At 67.3% G+C, this 22,318-nt stretch carries 23 protein-coding genes and 1 pseudogene; 7 read left to right on the top strand and 17 right to left on the bottom strand.

Annotation, left to right across the window (positions count from 1 at the left end):
- Window positions 1-8: 8 nt before the first annotated feature.
- Genes ACXMDY_RS00245 through ACXMDY_RS00235 form a run of 3 tightly spaced genes read right to left on the bottom strand, consistent with a single transcriptional unit; the run spans window position 9 to window position 2,248 of the window.
- The gene (locus ACXMDY_RS00245) at window positions 9-1,097 is read right to left on the bottom strand and encodes a serine hydrolase (protein ID WP_259702852.1); all 1,089 of its coding nucleotides are present in this window, start codon (window positions 1,095-1,097) and stop codon (window positions 9-11) included.
- Window positions 1,098-1,130: 33 nt separating this feature from the next.
- A complete protein-coding gene (locus tag ACXMDY_RS00240; protein WP_259702851.1) occupies window positions 1,131-1,862 on the bottom strand; it encodes an RNA methyltransferase in 732 nt (243 codons plus the stop codon).
- The gene (locus ACXMDY_RS00235) at window positions 1,859-2,248 is read right to left on the bottom strand and encodes a c-type cytochrome (protein ID WP_259702850.1); all 390 of its coding nucleotides are present in this window, start codon (window positions 2,246-2,248) and stop codon (window positions 1,859-1,861) included. The genes ACXMDY_RS00240 and ACXMDY_RS00235 overlap by 4 nt, the downstream gene beginning before the upstream one ends.
- A 75-nt stretch (window positions 2,249-2,323) precedes the next feature.
- Between ACXMDY_RS00235 and petG the strand changes: the two genes are divergently transcribed.
- Window positions 2,324-2,434 (top strand): cytochrome b6-f complex subunit V, encoded by a 111-nt coding sequence (petG, locus tag ACXMDY_RS00230; protein ID WP_259702849.1) that lies wholly within the window; start codon window positions 2,324-2,326, stop codon window positions 2,432-2,434.
- Between the two features lie 13 nt (window positions 2,435-2,447).
- Here the strand turns inward: petG and rsmD are convergent.
- The 7 genes and pseudogenes from rsmD to ACXMDY_RS00195 form a co-directional block, all read right to left on the bottom strand.
- Window positions 2,448-2,996, bottom strand: a pseudogene (rsmD, locus tag ACXMDY_RS00225) (16S rRNA (guanine(966)-N(2))-methyltransferase RsmD); the annotation flags it as partial.
- The gene (gene hisH, locus ACXMDY_RS00220) at window positions 2,993-3,622 is read right to left on the bottom strand and encodes an imidazole glycerol phosphate synthase subunit HisH (RefSeq protein ID WP_259702848.1); all 630 of its coding nucleotides are present in this window, start codon (window positions 3,620-3,622) and stop codon (window positions 2,993-2,995) included. The gene hisH and the pseudogene rsmD, both read right to left, overlap by 4 nt.
- A 13-nt stretch (window positions 3,623-3,635) precedes the next feature.
- Complete coding sequence (locus ACXMDY_RS00215) at window positions 3,636-4,652, bottom strand: LOG family protein (protein ID WP_259702847.1); 1,017 nt, start codon at window positions 4,650-4,652, stop codon at window positions 3,636-3,638.
- A gap of 49 nt (window positions 4,653-4,701) precedes the next feature.
- Window positions 4,702-5,025, bottom strand: coding sequence for a thioredoxin (trxA, locus tag ACXMDY_RS00210; protein ID WP_259702846.1), 324 nt, complete (start codon window positions 5,023-5,025; stop codon window positions 4,702-4,704).
- A gap of 211 nt (window positions 5,026-5,236) precedes the next feature.
- On the bottom strand, window positions 5,237-6,400 hold the full coding sequence (locus ACXMDY_RS00205; RefSeq protein WP_259702845.1) for a GuaB3 family IMP dehydrogenase-related protein: 1,164 nt from the start codon (window positions 6,398-6,400) through the stop codon (window positions 5,237-5,239).
- Window positions 6,401-6,485: 85 nt separating this feature from the next.
- The gene (locus tag ACXMDY_RS00200) at window positions 6,486-6,968 is read right to left on the bottom strand and encodes a CAAD domain-containing protein (protein WP_259702844.1); all 483 of its coding nucleotides are present in this window, start codon (window positions 6,966-6,968) and stop codon (window positions 6,486-6,488) included.
- Window positions 6,969-7,177: 209 nt separating this feature from the next.
- Window positions 7,178-8,332, bottom strand: coding sequence for a homocysteine biosynthesis protein (locus ACXMDY_RS00195; protein ID WP_259702843.1), 1,155 nt, complete (start codon window positions 8,330-8,332; stop codon window positions 7,178-7,180).
- A gap of 91 nt (window positions 8,333-8,423) precedes the next feature.
- On the opposite strand from ACXMDY_RS00195, the gene gyrA reads away from it, so the two are divergent.
- Complete coding sequence (gene gyrA, locus ACXMDY_RS00190; protein WP_259702842.1) at window positions 8,424-11,033, top strand: DNA gyrase subunit A; 2,610 nt, start codon at window positions 8,424-8,426, stop codon at window positions 11,031-11,033.
- Between the two features lie 9 nt (window positions 11,034-11,042).
- On the top strand, window positions 11,043-12,278 hold the full coding sequence (gene crtL / locus ACXMDY_RS00185) for a lycopene beta cyclase (RefSeq protein ID WP_259702841.1): 1,236 nt from the start codon (window positions 11,043-11,045) through the stop codon (window positions 12,276-12,278).
- Between the two features lie 15 nt (window positions 12,279-12,293).
- Here crtL and ACXMDY_RS00180 read toward each other — a convergent pair whose 3' ends face one another.
- Window positions 12,294-12,737 carry a universal stress protein gene (locus ACXMDY_RS00180; protein WP_259702840.1) on the bottom strand — a complete coding sequence of 148 codons (444 nt, stop codon included), beginning with the start codon at window positions 12,735-12,737 and terminating at the stop codon, window positions 12,294-12,296.
- A gap of 109 nt (window positions 12,738-12,846) precedes the next feature.
- On the bottom strand, window positions 12,847-14,439 hold the full coding sequence (locus tag ACXMDY_RS00175; protein WP_259702839.1) for a glycoside hydrolase family 57 protein: 1,593 nt from the start codon (window positions 14,437-14,439) through the stop codon (window positions 12,847-12,849).
- A gap of 115 nt (window positions 14,440-14,554) precedes the next feature.
- On the opposite strand from ACXMDY_RS00175, the gene ACXMDY_RS00170 reads away from it, so the two are divergent.
- From ACXMDY_RS00170 to cutA, 3 genes are read left to right on the top strand one after another with little or no spacing between them, the layout of a single operon-like run.
- Window positions 14,555-15,169, top strand: coding sequence for a LabA-like NYN domain-containing protein (locus tag ACXMDY_RS00170; protein ID WP_311133809.1), 615 nt, complete (start codon window positions 14,555-14,557; stop codon window positions 15,167-15,169).
- A gap of 39 nt (window positions 15,170-15,208) precedes the next feature.
- Window positions 15,209-16,846 (top strand): 2-isopropylmalate synthase, encoded by a 1,638-nt coding sequence (locus ACXMDY_RS00165; protein ID WP_259702838.1) that lies wholly within the window; start codon window positions 15,209-15,211, stop codon window positions 16,844-16,846.
- Window positions 16,847-16,867: 21 nt separating this feature from the next.
- A complete protein-coding gene (gene cutA / locus ACXMDY_RS00160; RefSeq protein WP_259702837.1) occupies window positions 16,868-17,179 on the top strand; it encodes a divalent-cation tolerance protein CutA in 312 nt (103 codons plus the stop codon).
- Between the two features lie 118 nt (window positions 17,180-17,297).
- On the opposite strand, the gene ACXMDY_RS00155 is transcribed toward cutA, so the two are convergent.
- From ACXMDY_RS00155 to ACXMDY_RS00145, 3 genes are read right to left on the bottom strand one after another with little or no spacing between them, the layout of a single operon-like run.
- The gene (locus tag ACXMDY_RS00155; protein ID WP_457767245.1) at window positions 17,298-18,239 is read right to left on the bottom strand and encodes an RluA family pseudouridine synthase; all 942 of its coding nucleotides are present in this window, start codon (window positions 18,237-18,239) and stop codon (window positions 17,298-17,300) included.
- Entirely contained in the window at window positions 18,232-18,984 is a 753-nt protein-coding gene (locus ACXMDY_RS00150) for a response regulator transcription factor (protein ID WP_259702835.1), read from the bottom strand. The genes ACXMDY_RS00155 and ACXMDY_RS00150 overlap by 8 nt, the downstream gene beginning before the upstream one ends.
- Before the next feature lie 38 nt (window positions 18,985-19,022).
- Complete coding sequence (locus ACXMDY_RS00145; protein ID WP_259702834.1) at window positions 19,023-19,520, bottom strand: hypothetical protein; 498 nt, start codon at window positions 19,518-19,520, stop codon at window positions 19,023-19,025.
- Between ACXMDY_RS00145 and ACXMDY_RS00140 the strand changes: the two genes are divergently transcribed.
- Complete coding sequence (locus ACXMDY_RS00140) at window positions 19,519-20,886, top strand: cysteine desulfurase family protein (RefSeq protein WP_259702833.1); 1,368 nt, start codon at window positions 19,519-19,521, stop codon at window positions 20,884-20,886. The genes ACXMDY_RS00145 and ACXMDY_RS00140 overlap by 2 nt on opposite strands.
- Here the strand turns inward: ACXMDY_RS00140 and ACXMDY_RS00135 are convergent.
- Window positions 20,864-21,409 (bottom strand): DUF456 family protein, encoded by a 546-nt coding sequence (locus tag ACXMDY_RS00135; protein ID WP_259702832.1) that lies wholly within the window; start codon window positions 21,407-21,409, stop codon window positions 20,864-20,866. The genes ACXMDY_RS00140 and ACXMDY_RS00135 overlap by 23 nt on opposite strands.
- Window positions 21,409-22,308: a 16S rRNA (cytosine(1402)-N(4))-methyltransferase RsmH gene (gene rsmH, locus ACXMDY_RS00130; RefSeq protein ID WP_259702831.1), complete on the bottom strand. Its 900-nt coding sequence runs from the start codon at window positions 22,306-22,308 to the stop codon at window positions 21,409-21,411. Before rsmH ends, ACXMDY_RS00135 begins: the two co-directional genes overlap by 1 nt.
- Window positions 22,309-22,318: the final 10 nt, after the last annotated feature.

Raw genomic sequence — 22,318 nt, 5'->3', positions numbered from 1 at the left:
AGGGGAGATCAGCGGGGTTGGGGAACAGAAGCGCTTCGTCCCACCAGGGTTTCGCTGGCGGCGGCGGCCATCGCGCGGATCAGCTCCGCGGAACGGGGGTCATTGAAGGGACCTTTGACCATGAAGGCCGCCACGGCCCGCTGGCCATTCGGCAACTCGATCAGGCCGGCATCGGCGTAGGCGATGCCGATATCGCCGGTCTTGTTGAGCACGGCGATCCCCCTGGCCAACAGTTCGCTGTCCGGGTCGCTCGAATCCAGGCCAAGGCCCTTGAGCAGGCCGAGGGGCAGCAGGGTGTTGGTCCTGGAGGTGGCGAGGATCGATCGGAAGTGGTCCCGGCCGCGGGGGCTGAGTTTCTCGCCGGTATCGACCAGAGCGATCGAGCGGGCGAGGTCGCGGGGGCTGGTGGTGTTGGTGCCCTCCAGGTCGGGCAGCCAGTTGTTCAGCACGGTGGCATCGAGGCCAAGGGCCTGGAAGCGGGCATTGAGGGCGAGCTTGCCGCCCAGCCGTCTGATCAGCAGGTTGGTGGCCGTGTTGTCGCTGACCCGGATCATTTCGGTGGCCGCTTCCGAGAAGGGGAAGCGAGTGCCGATCGGTCGACTGGCCATCCAGCCCGCCCCGCCCCCGATCACCTCCTTGGTGAGGGGGAGCGGATCGTTCCAGCGCAGCTTGCCGGCATCGAGATCCTCCAGGCCCGCCAGCAGGATCGGTGTCTTGATCGCGCTGGCGGCCGGCAGGGGAACGTCCGGATCGAGCTGGGCGAAGCGGCCGTCATCGAGCACCAGCAGATAACCGCCCACCTTGAGATCCTTCTGGGCCGCGGCCAGGGCCTTCCAGCGCTGGCTGAGGGCGGGCAGTTCCCGCTTCGGCTCGAACCGACCGAGCGGCAGGCCCCGTTGCGGCAACGCCACCGGACTGGTGGCCGTGTTCAGCCTGGGGGTGTTCATCGCATCCTGGGCCAGGCGGGGGGCGAGTTGCTTCAACACCGTGCCGGTGAGTACCCCCAGACCGACGCCCAGCACCAGGAGTCGGAGGACCAGGGCAAGGGGCTGAAGCCAGCCGGGGGAACCTGGACGGGAAGAACGGCCCGAACGCACGGCGGCTCAGAAGCGCAGGGATCTGGCAGGACGTTAAGGGGTCCGGGCGCGGCAGGCCCAGCGCAGCTGGCTCACCATGCCGCGAAGCAGGGCCACCTCCTCGTTGCCGGCCTCGGCCCGTTGCAGCAAACCCCTCAGCTTGGCCATGCGGGCCTGGGCGGTGTGGGGCAGGAGGAAACCCACCTCCAGCAGCAGCGCTTCGGCATCGAGCAAAGCTCTCTCCAGGGCTCCCCGCTCGGCGGGCTCGGGCCGCCCCGCGGCCGATGGCCGGTTGGGGGCCTGCAGCTGAGTCAGACCGTGCAGGCTGATCGCCACGGCGTGCGAAAGGTTCAAGGAGGGGTAGCCAGGGTCGGAGTCGATGCGCAGGATCCGACCCGCCTGAAGCAGTTCAGCGTTGCTGAGGCCATGGTCCTCCCGCCCGAACACCAGGGCTCCTCTCCCGCCCGGCTCCGGGCCGCCCTGCAGCCAGGCCAGCACCTCGGCGGCAGGAGCGGTCGGCATGGGTTCCGGTTCCAGACGTCCGCTGGTCGCCACCACCCGGCCACAATCAGCGATCGCCGCGGCCAGATCCGGATAGAGCTGCGCCCGCTCCAGCAGAGGCTGGGCATGGACCGCCATTCGCCTTGCCTCCGCTCCGAGGTGGTCGCAACGGGGTGCCACCAGACGCAGGTCGTTGATCGAGAAGTTGGCACACAACCTGGCCACGCTCCCGATGTTGATCGGGCCGGCCGGCTCGACCAGCACGACAACCGGCGGTGCGCTCACGCCAGGGCGTGCAGATGGGCGATCAGATCAGCCATCGCCTGGGGATCCGGCTGAAAGCGGGGCATGGGCGGCGTGCGGCCACTCACCACCTGGCGAACCAGCTGGCGATCATTCTTGCGCTTGCTGATTCCCTGCAGATTCGGTCCGACCAGCCCCTGGCCGGCGATGCCATGGCAACCGGCGCAGTTCATTCGGAACAGGCGCCCGCCGTTCTCGGCCGAACCGTCGAGCTCCAGGGTCTGACGGGTGTAGGGGTCGCTGCGGGCCGCTGGCAGCACCACAAGTGAGAGCAGCACGCAGGCACAGGCGGCAAGCAGCACCAGAGCTGTGATCAGACCCTGACGGGGGGTGCTGTCTGGCGCAGGTGGAGAGATCTCACCGGTCACGAATCGTTCAAAACTTCAGGACTGCTGCCCTCATCATGAAACAATCCCTACCAAGGCGTGTAACCACTTCTCCCCATGATTGAACCCCTTCTCTGCGGCATCGTGCTGGGTCTGGTGCCGATCACGATCGTGGGCCTGTTCGTGGCGGCATGGAACCAGTACCGCCGGGGCAGTGCCCTCGGCTGAGCAGCATCAGGCTGGTGCTGCCGTATCGGCGTCGATCCTCCAGCATCCAGCCGGTTGGCGCTTGAGCCGACAGCTCACTGCCACATTCAAGGATCAGCCGCCCGGCAGGGGCCAGCCAGTCACCTTGGTGGATCGCCGCGCAGATCGTTTCCTGCAGACCTGAGCGGTAGGGCGGATCCACGTAGATCAGATCGAAATCCCGGTGGCCCACCTCAGCGGGCCGTCGGGCCGGGGTCATCTCCAGCAGCCAGGCTGGCAGCGGCCGGCAGACCACTCTCACCGTGCTGGTGGCCGCGGTCCCGGTCTGGACAGCGGTGAGGTTCGCCAGGGCCGTTGCCGCCATCCGACGGTCCTGATCCACCGCCACCACTGCCGCGGCACCGCGCTGCAGAGCTTCACAGCCCATCACCCCGCTGCCGCAGCAGAGATCCAGCCAACGGCAGCCGGCCAGGTCGGCGGCGAACAGATTCATCACCGCCAACCGCACCCGAGCGGTGGTGGGCCGGGCCGTGTTCCCCTGAGGACTCAGCAGCTTCCGCCCCCCACTGAGACGGAGGGTCACCGGTCTTCGCGCTCCACCCAGGTCAGCCAGCGGCGCAGCATGCGCTGACCCTGGGGTCCGGACTTCTCCGGATGGAACTGGCAGGCGGCGAGATGGTCCTGCCAGACGGCTGCCGTCACCACCGTGTCGCCGAAGGCAACGGCGGCAGCCAGGCAGGCGGGCTGCTCGGGCACTGCCGCATAGGAGTGCACGAAGTAGACCCAGGCGGGTGGACTGCCTTCCGGCAACAGTGGGGTCGGGCGGCAGGCGATCAGGGGTGCCCAGCCCATGTGGGGGACCGGCTGGTCGGGCTGGCTTGGCAAGGCCCGTACGCGGCCCTTCAGCAGACCCAGCCCCCTGGCGTCGCCTTCATCACTGGCCTCGAACAGCAGTTGGAGGCCGAGGCAGATGCCGAGCAAAGGCCGGCTCCGATCACTCCAGGCCAGGATGGGCTCCACCAGACCGGAGCTCTCCAGACGTTGCATGGCGGGATCGAAGGCTCCCACCCCCGGCAGGATCAGGGCATGGCAGCCCTGCATCGCCGCGCCGCTCTGGATCAGTGCCACCTCGCCCCCCAGGCGTTCGATGGCCCTGGCCACGGAGTGCAGATTGCCCATTCCGTAGTCGATCAATCCGATCCGGCTCATGGCGGGGGCAAGCTCAGGTGGAAAGGGAGCAGAGGCGCTGTTCAGGGTGCTGGAGATCCGGGCAACGCGGCAGATCAAGTCCGTTGAGGTGGTCGATCAGCTGGTACAGCCGCCCGACCCTGCGTTGATCGAAATCCAGGCGCAGGCAGGGGCGAATCGCGCCGGCTTCATCGTGGCCCTCGGCAGCTTCGATCCGGCCGTTGGTCGACAGGTCGGCGAACCGCTGCTGAATCTGAACCAGCTCCGGCCCGGGCAGCGGGGCATGCAGGAACAACTCCACGCCATGGTCCGATGACCTCAGGGCATGGAACACCCGGTAGAAGCCCCGGATCAGCGCAACGGCCTCGGAGGCGCTGTGCGCCTGGCGCAGCAACTGGAGATCCTCAGGGGCAATCAGCCCCCGCTGGGCCAGACCTGCCTGGAGCTGCCGCTGCCACTGCCCCCAGAAGTGATCGTCCTCGGGAGCCAGCAGCACCAGTGGGATGGGCGGAGTGCGGCCCGTCTGAATCAGGGTGAGGGCTTCGAACAACTCATCGAGGGTGCCGAAGCCGCCAGGCAGCACCACCAGGGCATCACTCTCGCGCAGAAAAAAGAGCTTGCGGGTGAAGAAATAGCGGAAGTGCACCAGGCGACCTTCGGCATCGCTGATGAAGGGATTGGCTTCCTGCTCGAAGGGCAACTGCACGTTGAGGCCGAAGCTGCGTCCAGCACCGGCGCCGCGATTGGCCGCTTCCATCACGCCGCCTCCCGCCCCCGTGATCACCTCGAATCCGGCTGCGGTGGCTGCAGCGGCAAGCTGCTCGGCCAGGCTGTAGGCGGGGGTGCCAGGGGCCGTGCGGGCCGAGCCGAACACCGTGATCTTGCGGGTGCGGCGGTGGGGCTGAAAAACGCTGATGGCCTCTTCGATGTCCTGGAGTGTGCCGAGGATCAACAGCCAGTCTTCGTGCTCGACACTCAGATCACCCAGCCGCTCAATGGTGGCCAGAGATTGCTGGATCAGCAGACTTTGGCTATGGCTCGCCGGGGTCATGACCAGGGGAGGCGGCGAGGAAATTTCTCGACGAACAGATCAGGACCGTTCAGAGGTACTTGGAAATCGTGCCGGAGAGGGTGTTCTTGGGCACGGCGCCCACGACGGTGTCCACCTTCTGTCCACCCTTGAAGACCATCAGGGTGGGAATGCTGCGGATTCCGTACTGACTGGCGACGTTGGGATTCTCATCGGTATTGAGCTTGCACACCTTGAGGCGCCCCTCGAACTCCTTGGCGATCTCATCGACAATCGGCGCCACCATGCGGCAGGGACCACACCAGGGGGCCCAGAAATCGACCAGCACGGGCACATCACTTTTGAGCACATCCTGCTCGAAGGAGGCATCGGTGACGGCTGCAGCGCTGGACATCCGAGGAAAGTACAAGGTGAACGGAATCTAGCAACGGGCTTTCCGATCCCTACCGCCGGGCCCGCGAACGTTGGAAGACAAAACGCCCGGACGCGCCGGGCGGGGAGGTGTGAGGAGTGTGCGAGCCGAAGCCCCCACAGCTTCAGCGTAATGCCTGTCCAGCAGTATCCGGCCTGGACCCAACCCTGGACAACCGCCAGGCGCTGGTCGCCTACTTGCCCATGCCGAGCTGCTGAGCCTTCTGGTACACCTTGCCCTCGGTGAGCAGCGAGGGGGCCACAACCACCTCCACCGCCTGCATTTCCCGCAGGGTGCGGGCCCCCAGGGTTCCCATCGACGTGCGCAGGGCACCCAACAGATTCTGGGTGCCGTCATCAAGGCTGGCCGGACCGCGAAGGATGGTTTCCAGGCTTCCCGTGGTGCCCACCTTGATGCGCGTTCCGCGGGGCAGAACGGGGCTGGGGGTGGCCATCCCCCAGTGGAAGCCACGGCCGGGTGCCTCTGCCGCCCGAGCGATCGGCGAGCCGATCATCACGGCATCGGCACCACAGGCGATGCACTTGCAGATGTCTCCACCGGTGACGATGCCACCATCGGCGATCACGGGAATCCGGTGACCACTCTCCCGTTCATGGTCGTCCCTGGCGGCGGCGCAATCGGCGACGGCGGTGGCCTGGGGGATGCCGACGCCCAGAACACCCCGGGATGTGCAGGCGGCACCGGGGCCGATCCCCACCAGCACGCCGGCGGCTCCTGCCCGCATCAGCTCAAGAGCCACGTCATAGGTGACGCAGTTGCCGATGACCACAGGAATCCCCAGGCCAGAGCAGAGAGCCTGGAGATCGAGGCTCTCGCGGCCTGCCGGGCCGATGTGCTCGGTGGAAACCACCGTGGCCTGCACGAAGAACAGATCCGCCCCGGCCTCCACCACCACCTGCGCGAACCGCATCGCCGCCACCGGTGTGGCACTGACCGCAGCGATCCCACCCTGCTGCTTGATCTCGGCGATGCGAAGCCGGATCAGATCCTCCCGGACAGGCTGCCTGTAGATCGACTGCATGAGCGGAACAAAGGCGTCCTTGCCCACTGCAGCGATCTGATCGAGCACGGGATTGGGATCGTCGTAACGGGTGTGGACGCCCTCCAGATTGAGCACTCCCAGCGCTCCGAGCCGCGAGAGCTCCACCGCCATCCGCACGTCCACCACCCCATCCATGGCACTGGCGATGATCGGAATCTCGCGCTCGATGCCCCCGAGGCTCCAGTGGCTGGCCGTGACCTCAGGGTCCACCGTGCGGCCGCCAGGAACAAGGGCGATCTCATCGATGCCGTAAGCGCGCCGGATGGTTCGGTTGCGGCCTAACAGAATGGTCACCGCTGGGCCTTGTCACAGTCGGGCCAAGCTATCAACTGACTGGGGCGGGGCTCCGTGCCTGGCGCGACCCGGATCGGGCCGGCGCTCAGCTGTGACCGCGGAACGACTGCCACTTCTTCTCAAGGCCTTCGATCAGGCGACGACGCTCCTGGGCGCGCGTCAGTTTGGTGGCGGAGAAGTTGGCCAGCCAGACAACCCCCACCAGCTCAAGCAGCCCCGGCAGCAGGGGCAGGCTTTCGATCGCTCCGATCACGGCTCCATACAGCCGCAACACCAGCACGATGCCCACCAGGGCTCCGAGCATCTTCAGGGGAGATCGGTAGCGCTCGAAGGTGCCTTCAAGTCCGCCGCCGCCGATCCACTCCTGGACCTTTGCCACCAGCAGGGCCCACTCTCCCCCCGGCCCAGACTCGGCTGTGCTGGCGGGAGCAAGCAGGGTGGCCGCCACCGCCGGCTCAGTGAAACCAGCTGGTTCGCCCCCAGGCAGGCTCGGAGGGATCACCTCCGCAGCCTGAGCCTGAGGCAAACTCAGCTCCGCGACAGCTTCGACGACTGGTTCGGCAGCCAAGGCCTCGACGACCAGGTCGTTGATGACGTCGGGGCCTGGTTCAGTGCTTAGTTCGGGGCCAGGTTCTGGTGCTGGTTCAGGTCCTGGTTCAGGGGGAAGAGGGACGGTCCAGCCGCCCTGGTCCGGTGGGGTGGAAGGGGTGAAGGGTTCAACCATCTCTCACTGGCTTCGCAACCGACGGGTGAGCTTACGGCGCTTCAGAGCTGCAGTCAGGGATCAAGCGGAATCAGTCCGCTGCGCCGGGGCAGGGGTTGAAGCGGCAGGCGCAGCGGAAAGTGGCCGCTTCTGAGTTGCTCGACAAGCTGTTCAGCCATGGCCTCGGCCAGGCGCGGGCTATGGGCCGGGAAGCAGCGCAGACGCCGGCCATCCACCACGATCTCCCCCGCCAGAAGCTGGCTGTAGGGCACGGCGCCGAAACTCGGTCTGATGCGGCGCGGGATTGAGAAATCCAGCACCGGCGCCTCCAGTTCCGCGTCACTGAGGGCTGCCTGGCTGGCCACGGTGCTGTTGATCAATGGAATCGGCGCCGCGATCGCCACCACCAGCCCACTGCCTTGCCCTTCCAGGAAACAGGGCCTCACCCATTCCGGCCGGAGACGGTGCAGATCGACGCTGATGGCAGCCACCGCTCCCGGTGAGCGCGCCTGGCCACTGGGCAGGCGTCGGGCCTGGGGCTGATGCCCCTGGCCGGCGCCGACCACCCAGCCGATCGCGCCTCCCACCAGCAGCGGCGACCCGGGTCCCAGCAGAGCCAGCCGCGGCATCGTCAACCCGATGCTGCGGCTGCCGCCATTGCTGTAGAGCGCCGTGGCGTAGGGACCCAGCAACGGTCCGTAGGGGCTGTGGGTGATCCCAGACCCGCTGCTGATCGCCACCACCCCGTTCTCACTGATCCCACGGTGCAGCAGCAACTGGCCCGAACCGATCCGCTCGAGCGAGAGGCGGGCCCTCAGTTCCCGTCTGGGATGAAGAACGGTGGCTTCACCCGTGGCCAGCAGCTCCACCTCGCCACCGGCCAGCAGGGTTCCCAGCACCTGGGCACCGCCACGCCGCAGCGGCTCAACCAGCCCCCCGCCGATCGGCAGGGTGATGCCGCCGCTGCCACTCGCCGCCAGGCCGGCCACCTGGTCGAGCTGCACCTGGCGCATCCGCATCGGTGGATCAACGGGACCGAGGTTCAGCTGCAGGGTGCCCTGATCGGTGAACTCGGCATTGGCCGCCACCACCACATCGGTGGCGGCATAGGCGGCGGCGAGGCCTTCAGCTGCCACCAGGGCCCGGAACACCGGGCCGCTGCAGACCCGCAGGTCGCCGGATCGTTGCCGCTGCTGAAGTTCGGATTCGCTGCGGGGCTCCAGGGTCATCGAAGGCCAGGGTCTGGGAGGGTGAGGAGAGCAGCGGCGGAAACGACCAGCCCGGGCTCGATTAACCTGGCAGAAGGCAGTGGGTTACGAGATGGCGGATCCAGCAGGGCCCGGTGAATCGGACGGGCGGATCATCCAGACCGACCTTCGCATCGAAATGTCGCGCTCCTACCTGGAGTACGCGATGAGCGTGATCGTGGGCCGGGCCCTGCCCGACGCTCGCGACGGATTGAAACCGGTGCATCGCCGCATCCTCTACGCCATGTATGAGCTGGGGCTCACCAGCGACCGCCCCTACCGCAAATGCGCCCGGGTGGTGGGGGAAGTGCTCGGCAAGTACCACCCCCATGGCGACACAGCGGTCTACGACGCCCTGGTGCGCATGGCCCAGGACTTCTCGATGCGGATGCCGCTGATCGACGGACACGGCAATTTCGGTTCTGTGGACAACGATCCGCCGGCCGCCATGCGCTACACCGAGTCGCGGCTGCAGGCCCTCACCACCGACAGCCTGCTGGAGGACATCGAAGCGGAAACCGTCGATTTCATCGACAACTTCGACGGCTCCCAGCAGGAACCCACCGTGATGCCGGCTCGGGTGCCGCACCTGCTGCTCAACGGCTCCTCCGGCATCGCCGTGGGAATGGCCACCAACATCCCGCCCCACAATCTCACCGAGCTGATCACCGGGTTGCTCGCCCTGATCGCCGATCCCGAAATCGAGGATCGCGCCTTGATGGCGATCATTCCAGGGCCTGATTTCCCGACCGGTGGCCAGATTCTCGGCCGCAGCGGCATCCGCGAAACCTATGCCACCGGTCGGGGTTCGATCACGATGCGGGGTGTGGCCTCGATCGAAACCATTGAAGTCACCGGACGTCCCGACCGGGATGCGGTGATCATCACCGAACTTCCTTATCAGACCAACAAGGCGGCGCTGATCGAGCGCATCGCTGAAATGGTCAACGACAAGAAGCTCGATGGCATTTCAGATATCCGCGATGAAAGCGACCGCGACGGCATGCGGATCGTGATCGAGCTGCGCCGCGATGCCTACCCCCAGGTGGTGCTCAACAATCTGTTCAAACTCACGCCGCTGCAATCCAACTTCAGCGCTCACATGCTGGCGCTGGTCAACAGCGAGCCCGTGCTGCTCAACCTGCGCAGGATGTTGCAGGTGTTTCTCACCTTCAGGATTGAAACGATCGAGCGGCGCACCCGCTATCTGCTGCGCAAGGCCGAAGAGCGTGATCACATCCTGCTCGGCCTGCTGCTCGCCCTCGACCAGCTCGATCCGATCATTGCCCTGATTCGCTCCGCCGCCGACGCCGCCACGGCCCGGCAGCAACTCCAGGAGCGCCACGGGCTCAGCGAGATCCAGGCAGATGCCATCCTGCAGATGCAGCTGCGGCGGCTGACGGCCCTGGAGGCCGACAAGATCCGCCTGGAACATGAGGATCTTGTCGCCAAGATCGCCGACTACCAGGACATCCTCGGCCGCCGCGAGCGGGTGCTTGGCCTGATCGAAGGCGAACTGCAGAAACTGCGCGAGCGCTACGACTCACCCCGTCGCACCGAAATCCTCGATCTCGAGGGCGGCCTTGAAGACATCGATCTGATCGCCAACGAACGCTCGGTGGTGCTGCTCACCGAAAACGGCTATCTGAAGCGGATGCCGGTGAGCGAGTTTGAGGCCACCAGCCGCGGCACCCGCGGCAAATCAGGCACCCGCAGCCAGGGCGAGGAAGCCGTGCGGCTGTTCATCAGCTGCAACGACCACGACACCCTGTTGTTGTTCAGCGACCGCGGCGTGGTCTATGCCGTGCCCGCCTATCGCGTTCCGGTGGCCAGCCGGACCGCCAAGGGCACCCCCGTGGTGCAGTTGCTGCCGATTCCCCGCGAAGAACAGATCACCTCCGTGCTGGCGGTGAGTGCCTTCGAAGACAATGTGCAGCTGCTGATGCTCACCAGCGGCGGCTACATTAAACGCACCCGCCTCTCCGCCTTCGCCAACATCCGCTCCAACGGGCTGATCGCGATCGCTCTGGAGGAGGGCGATTCCTTGCGTTGGGTGCGGCTGGCCGTCCCAGGCGACAGCGTGCTGATCGGCTCGCTCAAGGGCATGACGATCCACTTCCGTCTGATTGACGCGGAGCTGCGCCCCCTCGGCCGCACGGCCCGGGGTGTGCGGGCGATGGCGCTCCGGCCAGCTGATCAGCTGGTGAGCATGGATGTGCTGCCGGCCGAGCTGGCCGATCAGATCGCCAGCAGCGAGGCCGAAACCGCCGATGAGGAAACTGACAGCGAGGAGGTTGCCGCCAGCGAGGGACCCTGGGTTCTGGTTGCCTCAGCCAGCGGCCTTGGCAAACGGGTGCCCGTGAACCAGTTCCGGCTGCAGCGGCGGGCGGGCTTGGGCCTGCGGGCGATCAAGTTCCGCCGCCCCGGTGATGTGCTGGTGGGCCTCAAGGTGCTCGGCGCCGGCGAGGAATTGCTGTTGGTCAGCGAGCGGGGTGTGATCGTGCGGATGCCCTCCGATGCGATCCCGCAGCAGTCCCGTGCCGCCACAGGGGTCCGGCTGCAGAAACTTGACAGCGGCGATCGCCTCAGCGAAGTGGTGCTGATCCCACCTGCCCTGACCAGCGATGGGGAACCGACCGATCCAGAGGCGGCCGAGGAGCCCGATGGCAGCCCCATTGCCTGAGGCAGCCAGTTGACCGCCGATGCCCTGGTGATCGGTTGCGGCCCTGCCGCCCTGGCCATCGCCTCCGCTCTCTGCGCTGAGGGCCTCGCCGTCGAGGCGCTGGCCGCCGTGGAACCGACCCGGGCCTGGCCAAACACCTACGGCGTCTGGGCCAGCGAGCTCGAAGCCGATGGGATCGACCACCTGCTGGAGCACCGCTGGTCCAACTGCGTCAGCTATTTCGGCGCCGAGCCGGTGGCCCACCAGCAGGCCTATGGCCTGTTCGACAAGGCCAGGCTCCAGGCCCACTGGCTGGAGGGCTGCGCGCGGGGCGGCCTGCACTGGCACCGGGGCACGGCCGCATCGATTGTCCACGGTCCCCACAGCTCCTGCGTCACCACCAGGGAGGGCAAGGAGCACACGGCCCGGCTGGTGGTCGACACCAGTGGCCATCAGCCCGTGTTCGTGCAGCGTCCCAGCCTGGGTCCGGTGGCTTACCAGGCCGCCTACGGGATCGTCGGCCGCTTCCGTGGTGCTCCTGTGGATCCCGGCCAGTTCGTGCTGATGGATTTCCGCTCGGATCACCTGAGCGACCTGGAGCGGCAAACGGAGCCCCCCACCTTCCTCTACGCCATGGACCTGGGCGATGGGGTGTTCTTCGTCGAGGAAACCTCCCTGGCCCTGGCACCGGCCTTTCCACCGGAGCAACTGAAGCGCCGCCTGCAGCAACGGCTTAACTTCCGGGGTGTGGCGATCGAGACGATCGAAGCGGAGGAGCACTGCCTGTTCCCGATGAACCTGCCCCTGCCGGATCTGCAGCAGCGGGTGGTGGGATTCGGCGGTGCGGCCAGCATGGTTCACCCCGCCTCGGGATACCTGGTGGGGTCGCTGCTGCGCCGGGCGCCGGGCGTGGCGAAGGCGATCGCCATGGCGCTGAACGTCCCCGACTCCGGCGCCGAACAGGTGGCTCAGGCGGCCTGGTCAGCGGTCTGGCCGGCCGATCTGGTACGCAAACGGGCGCTGTATCAATTCGGGCTGGAGAAGTTGATGCGTTTCTCGGAACCGCAGCTGCGCCAGTTCTTCGCCACCTTCTTCGATCTGCCGCTGCACCAGTGGCATGGCTTCCTGGCGAACAGCCTCACGGTTCCCGAGCTCACCCTGGCCATGCTGCGTTTGTTCGCCCAGGCGCCGAACCCGGTGCGCTGGGGGCTGATGCGGCAGCAGGGCAAGGAAGTGGAGCTGTTGTGGCGCGTGCTGGCCGGCTGATGCCAGCAGCGAGGCTCAGCGGTACACCAGAACCGGCAGGGAGGCTTTGGTGATCACCCGCTGGGTCTGACTGCCCAGCAGGAGAGCGGAGAGGCCTCGTCGGCCATGGGACGACATGAAGATCAGATCGGGCCGGTGCTGTTCGGCAGCGGCCAGGATCGCTTCGGCAGGGAGATCGTCAACGACCCCATCAGCCGTGGCGGCGACACCCGCCGCTTTCGCCACCTCCAGGGCCTGCCCCAGAATCTGATCGGAGCTTTCCTTTGCCGCGTTGATCAGATCCTGCAGGGTGTCGGGGTTGATCAGCTCGCCGACGCCGTAGATCGAAATCGGAACGTTCGAGCGGGCATGGAAGAAGGTGATCCGCGCCCCCCGTTCCCTGGCGAAGGCCACCGCTCCATCCACGGCTCTGAGCGACTGCGGGGAGCCATCGATGGGAACCAGCAGATGCTCAAACATGGCCCCATCTCACCGCTCCAGCCAGCAGCGTACCCCCGGCGATCGGGCACTCCGGCGATTCAGCCAGCCAACCATCAGCGGCGGCTGAAACCGGTGCGCCCGATCCCGATCAGACGGCACCCACCAGGCTCGAGGACCAGTCGGCCGTGTTCAGCAGCGGGAACAGGCCGTCCTCCTTTTCCAGCGCCACCAGCCAACCGAGGGGGAAGGGCTGATCGGATTCGATGGCATGGAGCAGCCGCCAGAACCGATCCAGGTGGGTTCGGATCCGGTCCCGGGCCAGGTCGGTGGTGGTGCCGGCCCGGAGAATGAAACTCCAGTCGGAGGACTGGGCCAGCAGAAGCTCCCGCCCCGCCTGGGTCAGCATCCGCCGCTGCTCTTTCGTCGCCACCCCTTCGTTGACGCGACGCACCATCGCCGCTGAAGCCCGATCCCATTCCGGCACCACCCAGGCGTTGGTTTCATTGAGCCAGTAATGGTGATATCCCCCTTGTCCCCAGCTGGAGGGGGAAGGTCGGCAGATCTGCAGGGCATGGGGTTCCTGAAGCACCGCCCGCAGGGTGGTGAAGCTGAGGCCCGCAGCCGGGGCCTGGCGGAACAACTCCTCCAGGAAGACAGGTCCCTCGTACCACCAGTGACCGAACAGCTCGGCGTCGAACGGGGCCACCAGCAGCGGCGGTCTGTCCATGACCGGCGTCAGGCCTTCCAGCTCCCGGACCCGCTGGCCGAGGTAGTCGGCAGCGTGTTCACCGGCCCGCCTGGCTGCCATGGCGGGGTCGTAGGGCTGCTTCCGCTCCAGGGGGCAGTCCTGAGCGGTGACCCGGTGCAGCTTGAGCGCGATCGGGCGAGGGGAAGGGATTCCGGCGGCTTCGAGCTGGGAGATCGGCAGATCCCAGCCAAGATCGCGGTGGAACTCCCGGTACACCCCATCCCCGGGGTAGCCATGACTGGCCGACCAGACCGGCAACGTGGCATTGCTGTCACGGGCGAAGAAAGCCACCCCGGCCGGCGAACAGATCGGTGCGTACACCCCATAGCGGGGGCGAGGCAGACCGTGAAGCAGACCATGGGCATCCAGCACCGCGTAGCGCAGGCCGCAGCTCAGCAGCAGCTGATCAAGACCTTCGTAGTAGGCGCACTCCGGAAGCCAGAGGCCGAGCGGCCGCTCACCCAGCAGGCGCTCGTGCTCCCGAACGGCGGTCAGGAGCTGGGCCTGGACCGCTTCCGGCGTCTGCCGCAGCAGCGGCAGGTAGCCATGGGTGGCGGCGCAGGTGAGCAGGTCGAGCACACCAGCCTGCTGAAGCAGACGGAAACGGCGCAACAGATCCCCGGCCTGGCTGGACCAGTCGCTCTGGGCCTGCTCCAGTTGACGGCCCAGGGCCTCTGCCGCTGGGAGATGAACGGGCGGCACCTTGACCAGCAGACTCTGCCGCTGCTCCAGCCAGGCAGGGAAGCGGCGATGCAGATCCGAGTCGCTCAGCAGCGAAAGCAGGGTGGGCGAGAGCCCGAGACTGAGCCTAGGCAGCTGCTGGGCATCGGCCTGGCTGCACTCGAGCAGACGCAGCAAAGGCAGATAGCACTCCATCAGGGCCTGAAAGAACCAGTCCTGCTCCAGGGAGCCCGGCTGACTGCTGCGAACGTAAGGGAGGTGGGCGTGGAGGACGAGGGCCAGCGAGCCGTTGATCGTCCCGGATCGATCCATCAGTTGATCTTACGGGCCGGAGTTGGGAGGATTCTCAGCAACCAGTCACATCCGGTCGAATCTTCTCAACCTGTTCCTGCCCCAACCACCCCGACCGATTTTTAGGGTTGTGGCCATGGGAATGGAAAAAATCCGACGGTGCCTTGTTGTCGATGGGCATGGCATGTTCTATGCCCAGCAGAAGCTGGGCTGGTTCTTCGACCCCCGCCATCTGATCGAGTTCGCCAGCCGTGATCCAGGCGTGGATCTGAGCAGTGCCTTCTGGTATGCGGGTCTGAAGGATGCCGGCGATCAGCGTCCCTTTCGTGATGCCCTGACCAGCCTCGGCTTCACGGTCCGAACCAAGCCTCTGCGCGAGTTCGGCACTGACCCGGAGCTACGCCAGTTCGGCCGGGCCAACCTGGACGTGGAGATCTGCCTCGACCTGATGGCCGTGGCCCACCGAACCGATGAGGTCTGGCTGATGAGCGGCAGCCGCGACCTGGAGCGCCTGGTTGAGACGCAGCGCAGCCTTGGCCTCAAGACCGTCCTGTTCAACGCTGAAAGCCTGGCCCCCCGGGAACTGCGCAACGCCGCTGATCAGTTTGTCGACCTCAACCAACTCCGCCCGATCCTCGAGAAATCGGAAGCGCTCCGACCCCATGACCCGTCACGGGCTGAGTCGTTGCGCAACCTGCCGGGCACTCCCGAACCACCCCGCCGCGAGGTCGTGATCGCCCCCTCGGCCTAGAGTGGCTCCAACTCATAGTCAATTCGAGTTGCAGCGGTCATGGCCAGCGATCCCGGCCGGGTTCTGATCTTCGACACCACGCTCCGTGACGGGGAGCAATCCCCTGGGGCCAGCCTCAACCTGGAAGAGAAACTGGCGATCGCCCACCAGCTCGCCCGGCTGCGGGTCGACGTGATCGAAGCGGGTTTTCCCTTTGCCAGTGCCGGCGATTTCAATGCCGTCCAGCGGATTGCCGCCTCGGTGGGCACCCCTGAAGGGCCGGTGATCTGTGGCCTGGCCCGCGCCACCCCCGGCGACATCAAGGCCTGCGCCGAAGCCGTGGCCCCCGCTGCCCGTCGCCGCATTCACACCTTCATCGCCACCAGCGACATTCATCTGGAGCACAAGCTGCGCAAGAGCCGCCCCGAAGTGGTGGCGATCGCCGCCGAAATGGTGGCCTATGCCCGCTCCCTCGTCGACGACGTGGAATTCTCCTGCGAGGACGCCGGCCGCAGCGACCCCGACTATCTCTATGAAGTGATCGAGGCCGCCATCAGAGCCGGCGCCACCACGATCAACATTCCCGACACGGTCGGCTACACCACACCGGCCGAGTTCGGAGCCCTGATCGCCGGCATCGATCGGCACGTGCCCAACATCGATCAGGCGGTGATCTCCGTGCATGGTCACAACGATCTCGGCCTGGCCGTGGCCAACTTCCTGGAGGCCGTCAAGAACGGCGCCCGCCAGCTGGAGTGCACGATCAACGGCATCGGCGAGCGGGCCGGCAACGCCTCGCTCGAGGAGCTGGTGATGGCGCTGCACGTGCGCCGCAGTTATTTCAACCCGTTCCTGGGTCGTCCCGCCGCCAGCACCGAGCCGCTCACCGGCGTGCGCACCGAGGAGATCGCCAAAACCTCCCGGCTTGTCTCCAACCTCACCGGCATGGTGGTGCAGCCGAACAAGGCGATCGTGGGTGCCAATGCCTTCGCCCATGAATCAGGCATCCACCAGGACGGTGTGCTCAAGAACCGCCTCACCTACGAAATCATCGACGCCCGCACGATCGGGCTCACCGACACCCGCCTCTCCCTGGGCAAGCTGAGCGGTCGAAGCGCCTTCCGGGTACGGCTGGAGGAACTCGGTTACACCCTGGAGCGCCGGGATCTCGATGACGCCTTCGCCCGCTTCAAGGAACTGGCCGACCGCAAGCGGGAGATCACCGACCGGGATCTGGAGGCGATTGTGAGCGAGCAGGCCCAGCAGCCGGAAGCCCGCTACACCCTCAAGCTGGTGCAGGTGAGCACCGGCACCAACCTGCAGCCCACCGCAACCGTCACCCTGATCAGCTCCGATGGCGCCGAGCGCACCGGGGCGGCGATCGGCACCGGGCCGGTGGATGCTGTCTGCCGGGCGCTCAACTCCCTGGCCAGGGTGCCCAATGAGCTGGTGGAGTTCAGCGTGAAGTCGGTCACCGAGGGGATCGACGCCATGGGCGAAGTGACGATCCGGCTGCGCCACCAGGGGGTGCTCTACTCCGGCCACGCCGCTGACACCGACATCGTGGTGGCGGCGGCCCAGGCCTTCGTTCATGCCCTCAACCGACTGGTGCAGGGAACGGAGCGCCCACCGCTGCATCCCCAGCTGGCCCCGCTGCCGGTGGGTGATCTTCCCCTGGCCGAGCGGCCCCGGGTCTGAGGGCGCTCGGCCAGGGGTCCCATGACGCTTCTCGCCGTCTACACCACCGTCGGCAATCTGGACGACGCCCGTTCACTGGCGAAGCTGGCCATCGACGCAAGGTTGGCGGCCTGCGTGCAGCTGGAGCAGATCGAGAGCTTCTTTGCCTGGAAGGGAACGACGGAACACGAATCAGAGATCCGGATTCTTTTCAAAACCAGCCCAGATCACTACACCGCGCTTCACGACACCCTGCTGAACCATCATCCCTACGAAACCCCGGCGATCTATGCCGTCGAAACCACTGAGGTCAACAGCTCCTATGCCGAATGGGTGCAGGCCTGCCTGGGCTGATCACGATCGGCCCGGCGCGGGGTCGCCGCGGCAAGCCATCAGCCATCCTTCGCCACCGTGAGCGACTTCGGCAGGGGGGCCGTCAGGTCAAGGTCATGCCCCTGCCCCTCACTTCGGATCAGCAGCCGGTGCGCATGCAGGTGGTAGCCCCCTCCCCGGCAACCTCAACCCGTGCCCCGCCGCCAGGGAGATAGAGCGGATCGCCCAACAGCGGTGCCCCGAGGCTGGCCAGGTGGATACGGATCTGGTGGGGCCGGCCGGAGTGGATCGTCACCTCGACCCGGTCGCCATCGGCGCGGCGCTCCAGCAGCCGGACGACACTGCGGGCCGCCAGGGCACCGGGGGAGTCCGCTGAAGCGGCACACCAGACCTCACCCAACAGCGGGTGAGGCCTGCGACCGATCGCCGTGCTGACCTCCAGCCACTCTCCCGGCTCAAGCGGGAGGGCGGCGGGCACCGTCAGGGCGCGGTAGATCTTCCGGCAGGGCTGCCCGCCGTCGCCCGGACCACTGGCCGGGCTGGCCGTGGTCTGCCGCAGCCGGGCACTCAGCCAGGCTCGGGTGGCCTGCTGACGGGCGCAGACCAACAGCCCGGAGGTGAATCGCCCCAACCGGTGCACGGGCCTGGGCACGCCGCCGCCACGCTCCACCCACCGGCGCTCCAGCATCCGTTGCAGTGTGTGTTCCAGATAGCCCCCCGCCGGCACCACCGGCAGGCCACTGGGCTTGTTGATCACGTGCAGGTCACCGTCATCGAACACCGTGCACCAGTGCTCCGGTACCGGCGGCTCCTCCCAGGGGGGGCGATCCCACTCCAATCTGTCGCCGGTGGCGAGGCGGCGATCCACCAGGAGCAGCTGGCCGTTCCAGCGGATCTCACCAGCCGCCAGGCGCGCCTGCCAGAGCGCCTGGCTGGAATGGCGGTAACGACCGGCGAAGTAAGCGCACAGGCTCCTGCCTGCATCACCCGGAGCGATGCGGTCGCGGTAGCTCCAGCCGTTGTTGAGGCCGGCCGGCAGCCAACCCGGTGGACAGGGGCACCCGGGCGGCCAGCTAGACAACCAGTCCGTTCTCCAGGGCGTAGCGCACCAGCTCGGTGCGACTGGTGGTGCCGGTCTTGATGAACAGCCGGCTCACATACTTCTCGACATTGCGGATCGAGGTTTCCAGCTGCCTGGCGATCTCCTTGTTCATCAACCCCTCGGCCACCAGCTGCAGCACGCTGGCCTCGCGGGGGGTGAATTCATGGTGAACGGGAGCGACCGCCTTCTTGCCGCCGCCGAGTTGCAGAAGCGAGCGGATCTCGGTGATCTGCCTGGCCATCTGGCCGATGTCGGCGTCGGCATAGCGGGCCGCTTCAGCCAGCAGACGCTCCTGACGGCGCACCACATTGCGCACCCGCGCCACCAGCTCATCCGGATCGAAGGGCTTGGGGATGTAGTCGTCGACGCCGGCCTGGAAACCCTCGATCCGATCGGCCGTCATCCCCTTGGCCGTGAGGAAGATCACCGGGGTGCCTCCCAGCCGTTCATCGGCCCGCAGCCGCCGCAACAATTCGTAGCCGTCACAGCGGGGCATCATCACGTCGCTGATCACCAGATCAGGCAGCAACTCCTGGGCAGCGGCCCAGCCCTGATCACCATCGGCAGCGGTGCTGACCGCAAACCCTTCCTCCTCCAGGTAGGCCTGGACGGCATTGCGCAGACCGGGCTCGTCATCGACCAGCAGCAGGCGGGGCGGCGCCGGCGGGGCGGTCGGCTGATCATCGGCGGCGCTGGCCGCGGTGGCAGGGAGGTCTTGACTCATGAACCCAGCTGTGATGGGGGCAATCTATCCAGCCCGGTTCAGCGGAGGCCGCCAGGCAGGATCACCTCCCGCTCAACCCGAAACCCGCTGTAGCCGAGCTGCAGAGCCAGGGGCCTGAGACCGGCCGGATCCTTGCCGGCCTGCTCCGGGAAACAGGTGGCCCACCAGACCAGATGGTCGATGCGGTTGGCGGAGGAGATGGCGCCGCCTGGATTGAGTTCCCGCAGGATCAGGTGGCGACCGTCGTTGGTGACCCGGGTCGGCGACGCGGTGGAGCAGCGGATCGTTTCGCTGCGCACCTTCACGTCATTGGGCAGCTCCTCCCAGACCTTGATCCGCATCAGGCCGGGCTCGGCAGGGTCGGCTGTGATCCCGTACACCCCAAGGGCCTGGGGGCCGCCGGGAATGGTGCGCTCGAACAGCAGAGCCATCCCCGGCGGCCTGTTCTCGGAAGGGATGCGGACCTCTGCCCCCTGGCCATGGGCTGCCGAAGCGGAGATCAGCAGGAGGCAGGCAACCAGCACGGATCGAGTCATGGCCAGGGGGACAGGTCCGTTCAGAATCCGTGATCTGAAGCCTGGCGCGGCTCGCAGCGATCCGCCGTCACAACTGGCGGCTCCAGGCCAGCCAGCGGTCCCGCTGCTACAAGGGAAGCTGGGCTGTGGAACCTTCCATCCCGACGACACCGCCCCCGCCGAGCCTGTGACGATCCCCTACCTGGACTACCAGGCCACCACCCCCTGCGCGCCGGAGGTGGTGGAGGCGATGGAGCCCTACTGGAGCGAGCTGTTCGCCAACCCGTCGAGCCGCCTGCACCGGCCTGGGCTGGAGGCGGCTACGGCGGTGGAGCAGGCCCGCGAGCAGCTGGCGGCACAGCTGGGAGTTACCAGCGGGCGACTGGTGTTCACCAGCGGCGCCACCGAAGCCAACAATCTGGCCATCAAGGGGCTGGCGGAAGCCCGGCAGCATCTGGGCCGCCACCTGATCACCGTGGCCACGGAGCACAAGGCGGTGCTCGACACCATGCGTGCCCTGGAGCGCCGCGGCTTCAGTCTCACCGTGCTGCCGGTGGGCCGCGATGGCCTGCTTGATCTGGGCGATCTGGTGGCCGCTTTCCGCCACGACACCATCCTGGTGAGCGTGATGGCCGCCAACAATGAGATCGGTGTGCTCCAGCCCCTGGCGGCGATCGGCTCGCTCTGCCGGGCCAGCGGCGTGATTTTTCACTGCGATGCCGCCCAGGCCTTCGGCCACCTGCCCTTGGTTCCAGACGATCTGAGCATCGATCTGCTCAGCTTCAGCGCCCACAAGTTCTACGGACCCAAGGGCATCGGTGCCCTCGTGGTGCGCGAAGGGATCAGCCTCGAACCCCAGCAGCACGGCGGCGGCCAGGAAGGGGGGCTGCGGGCCGGCACCCTGGCGGTGCCACTGATCGTGGGCATGGCCAGGGCCGCCGCCCTGGCCCTCGCCGACCGGGAGGAGCGCGAGGAGCGGCTCGGCGCCCTGCGGCAGCGGCTGCTCAGCGGCCTGCGGGCGATCGATGGCGTGGCGGTGAACGGCAGCCTCGAGCAGCGCCTGGCCCACAACCTCAATGTGCGCATCGCCGGGGTGGATGGCAACCGGCTGCACAGCCTGCTGCGGCGCCGCCTGGCGGTGAGCGGCGGCTCGGCCTGCAGCGCCGGCAGCCCCTCCCATGTGCTGGCCGCCCTTGGGCTGGACCGCGCCGCGGCGGCGGCTTCGGTGCGCTTCGGGCTTGGCCGGGCCACCACAACAGCCGAGATCGATCAGGCGATCGAGGTGGTGGCTGATGCGGTGCGGGAGCTCAGGATGCCCGCGGCGGCCATGGGAGCGGGCACGGCGGACGCTCCAGCCGAGCAGCTCAGAGCCCCAGCAGCCTGCTGAGCAGAACGAACCCAACCACCCCCAGCAGCGCCAACAGAAACTGCGCCAGCCGGCTCACCAGCATCCCTGCCACCACCGCCAGCCCCACGATCAGCGAACGCTTGAGGCGCAGGAAACCGAAGGGCCCCAGCTCGCCAGACGCGCTCAGCAGTTCCCCCAGGGCGGCCCCCAGCAGCGGCCCCAGCAGGGCGCCCAGCAGCGGGCCGCCGAAGGGCAGGGCCGGCAGCAGCCCCAGCAGGCCCACCAGCAAGCCGATCCCCGCACCGATGTAGGCCCAGCGGGTGGCCTGGAGCCGGGCTGCCCCGAGCACCACTCCGAGTGCTTCCGCCCCCCAACCCAGCAGCAGGATCACGCTGGCGAACAGCAGGGTCGGCCAGGCGGTGCTCCAACCCGCTGCCCACACCCACACCCCCGCCCCGAGCGGCAGAAACACCAGCCCCGGCAACACGGGAAGCAGGGTGCCTGGAACGGCCAGCGCCTGCAGCGTGAAGGCCAGCCACCAGAAGCCATCAAGCACAGTCATCAGCTCCGCCGCGCCACCCGCAGCTTGGCGGAGCGGCTGCGGGGATTGGCCTCCTGCTCCACCGCATCGGCCACCAGGGGCTTGCGGGTGATCCGCTCCAACCGGTCATCACCGAGAAACGCCATCTTGACGCGGCGGTCTTCGAGCGAATGGAAGCTGATCAGCGCCAGGAGACCGGCGGGGGCCAGCCAGTCAGGGGCACGGCTCAGCAGGGTCTCGAGCGCCTCCAGCTCGTCGTTGACGGCAATCCGCAGCGCCTGGAAGGTGCGGGTGGCGGGGTGCAGGCGGCCGCGCCGGGCGGCCGGTGGGTAGCAGCCCGCCACCAGGTAGGCGAGCGCGGCGGTGCCGCCACCGCCCGCCGCCCGGGCACCAGAACTCCAGGGGCGCTGCTCGACGATGCGGCGGGCGATGCGCCGCGACAGCCGCTCCTCGCCGTAGGCATAGATCAGATCGGCGAGAGCCTTTTCCTCGAGGCGGTCGATCAGCTCAGCGGCGGTCTCCCCCGTGCCGTTGTTCATGCGCATGTCGAGCGGCCCGTCGAGGCGGAAGCTGAAGCCGCGCTCCGCCACATCCAGCTGGGGGCTGCTCACCCCCAGATCGGCCAGCACCCCGTGCACGGGAGCAGCCGGCACATAGGCAGCGAAATTGGTGGCGATCAGGTGCACCCGCTCGCCGAATGGCGCCAGCCGCGAAGCGGCGGCGGCCAGGGCGGTGGGGTCCTGATCCAGGCCGATCAGCTGCAGATCGGGGTGGGCCTCCAGCAGCAGGGCGCTGTGGCCACCCCCACCCACCGTGGCATCAATCACGGTGGAGCCGGCGGGCAACGCCGCGAAAGCGGCCAGCACCGGCTCGGCCAGCACCGGCAGATGGTGGAAACCGGGCGTGATCTCTGGCGGCAAAGGCCCTTGT

It is taken from the genome of Cyanobium sp. ULC082, from assembly GCF_977927535.1.
Note: the sequence above shows the minus strand (reverse complement) of the source record. Positions and strands in the feature narration are given on the sequence as shown.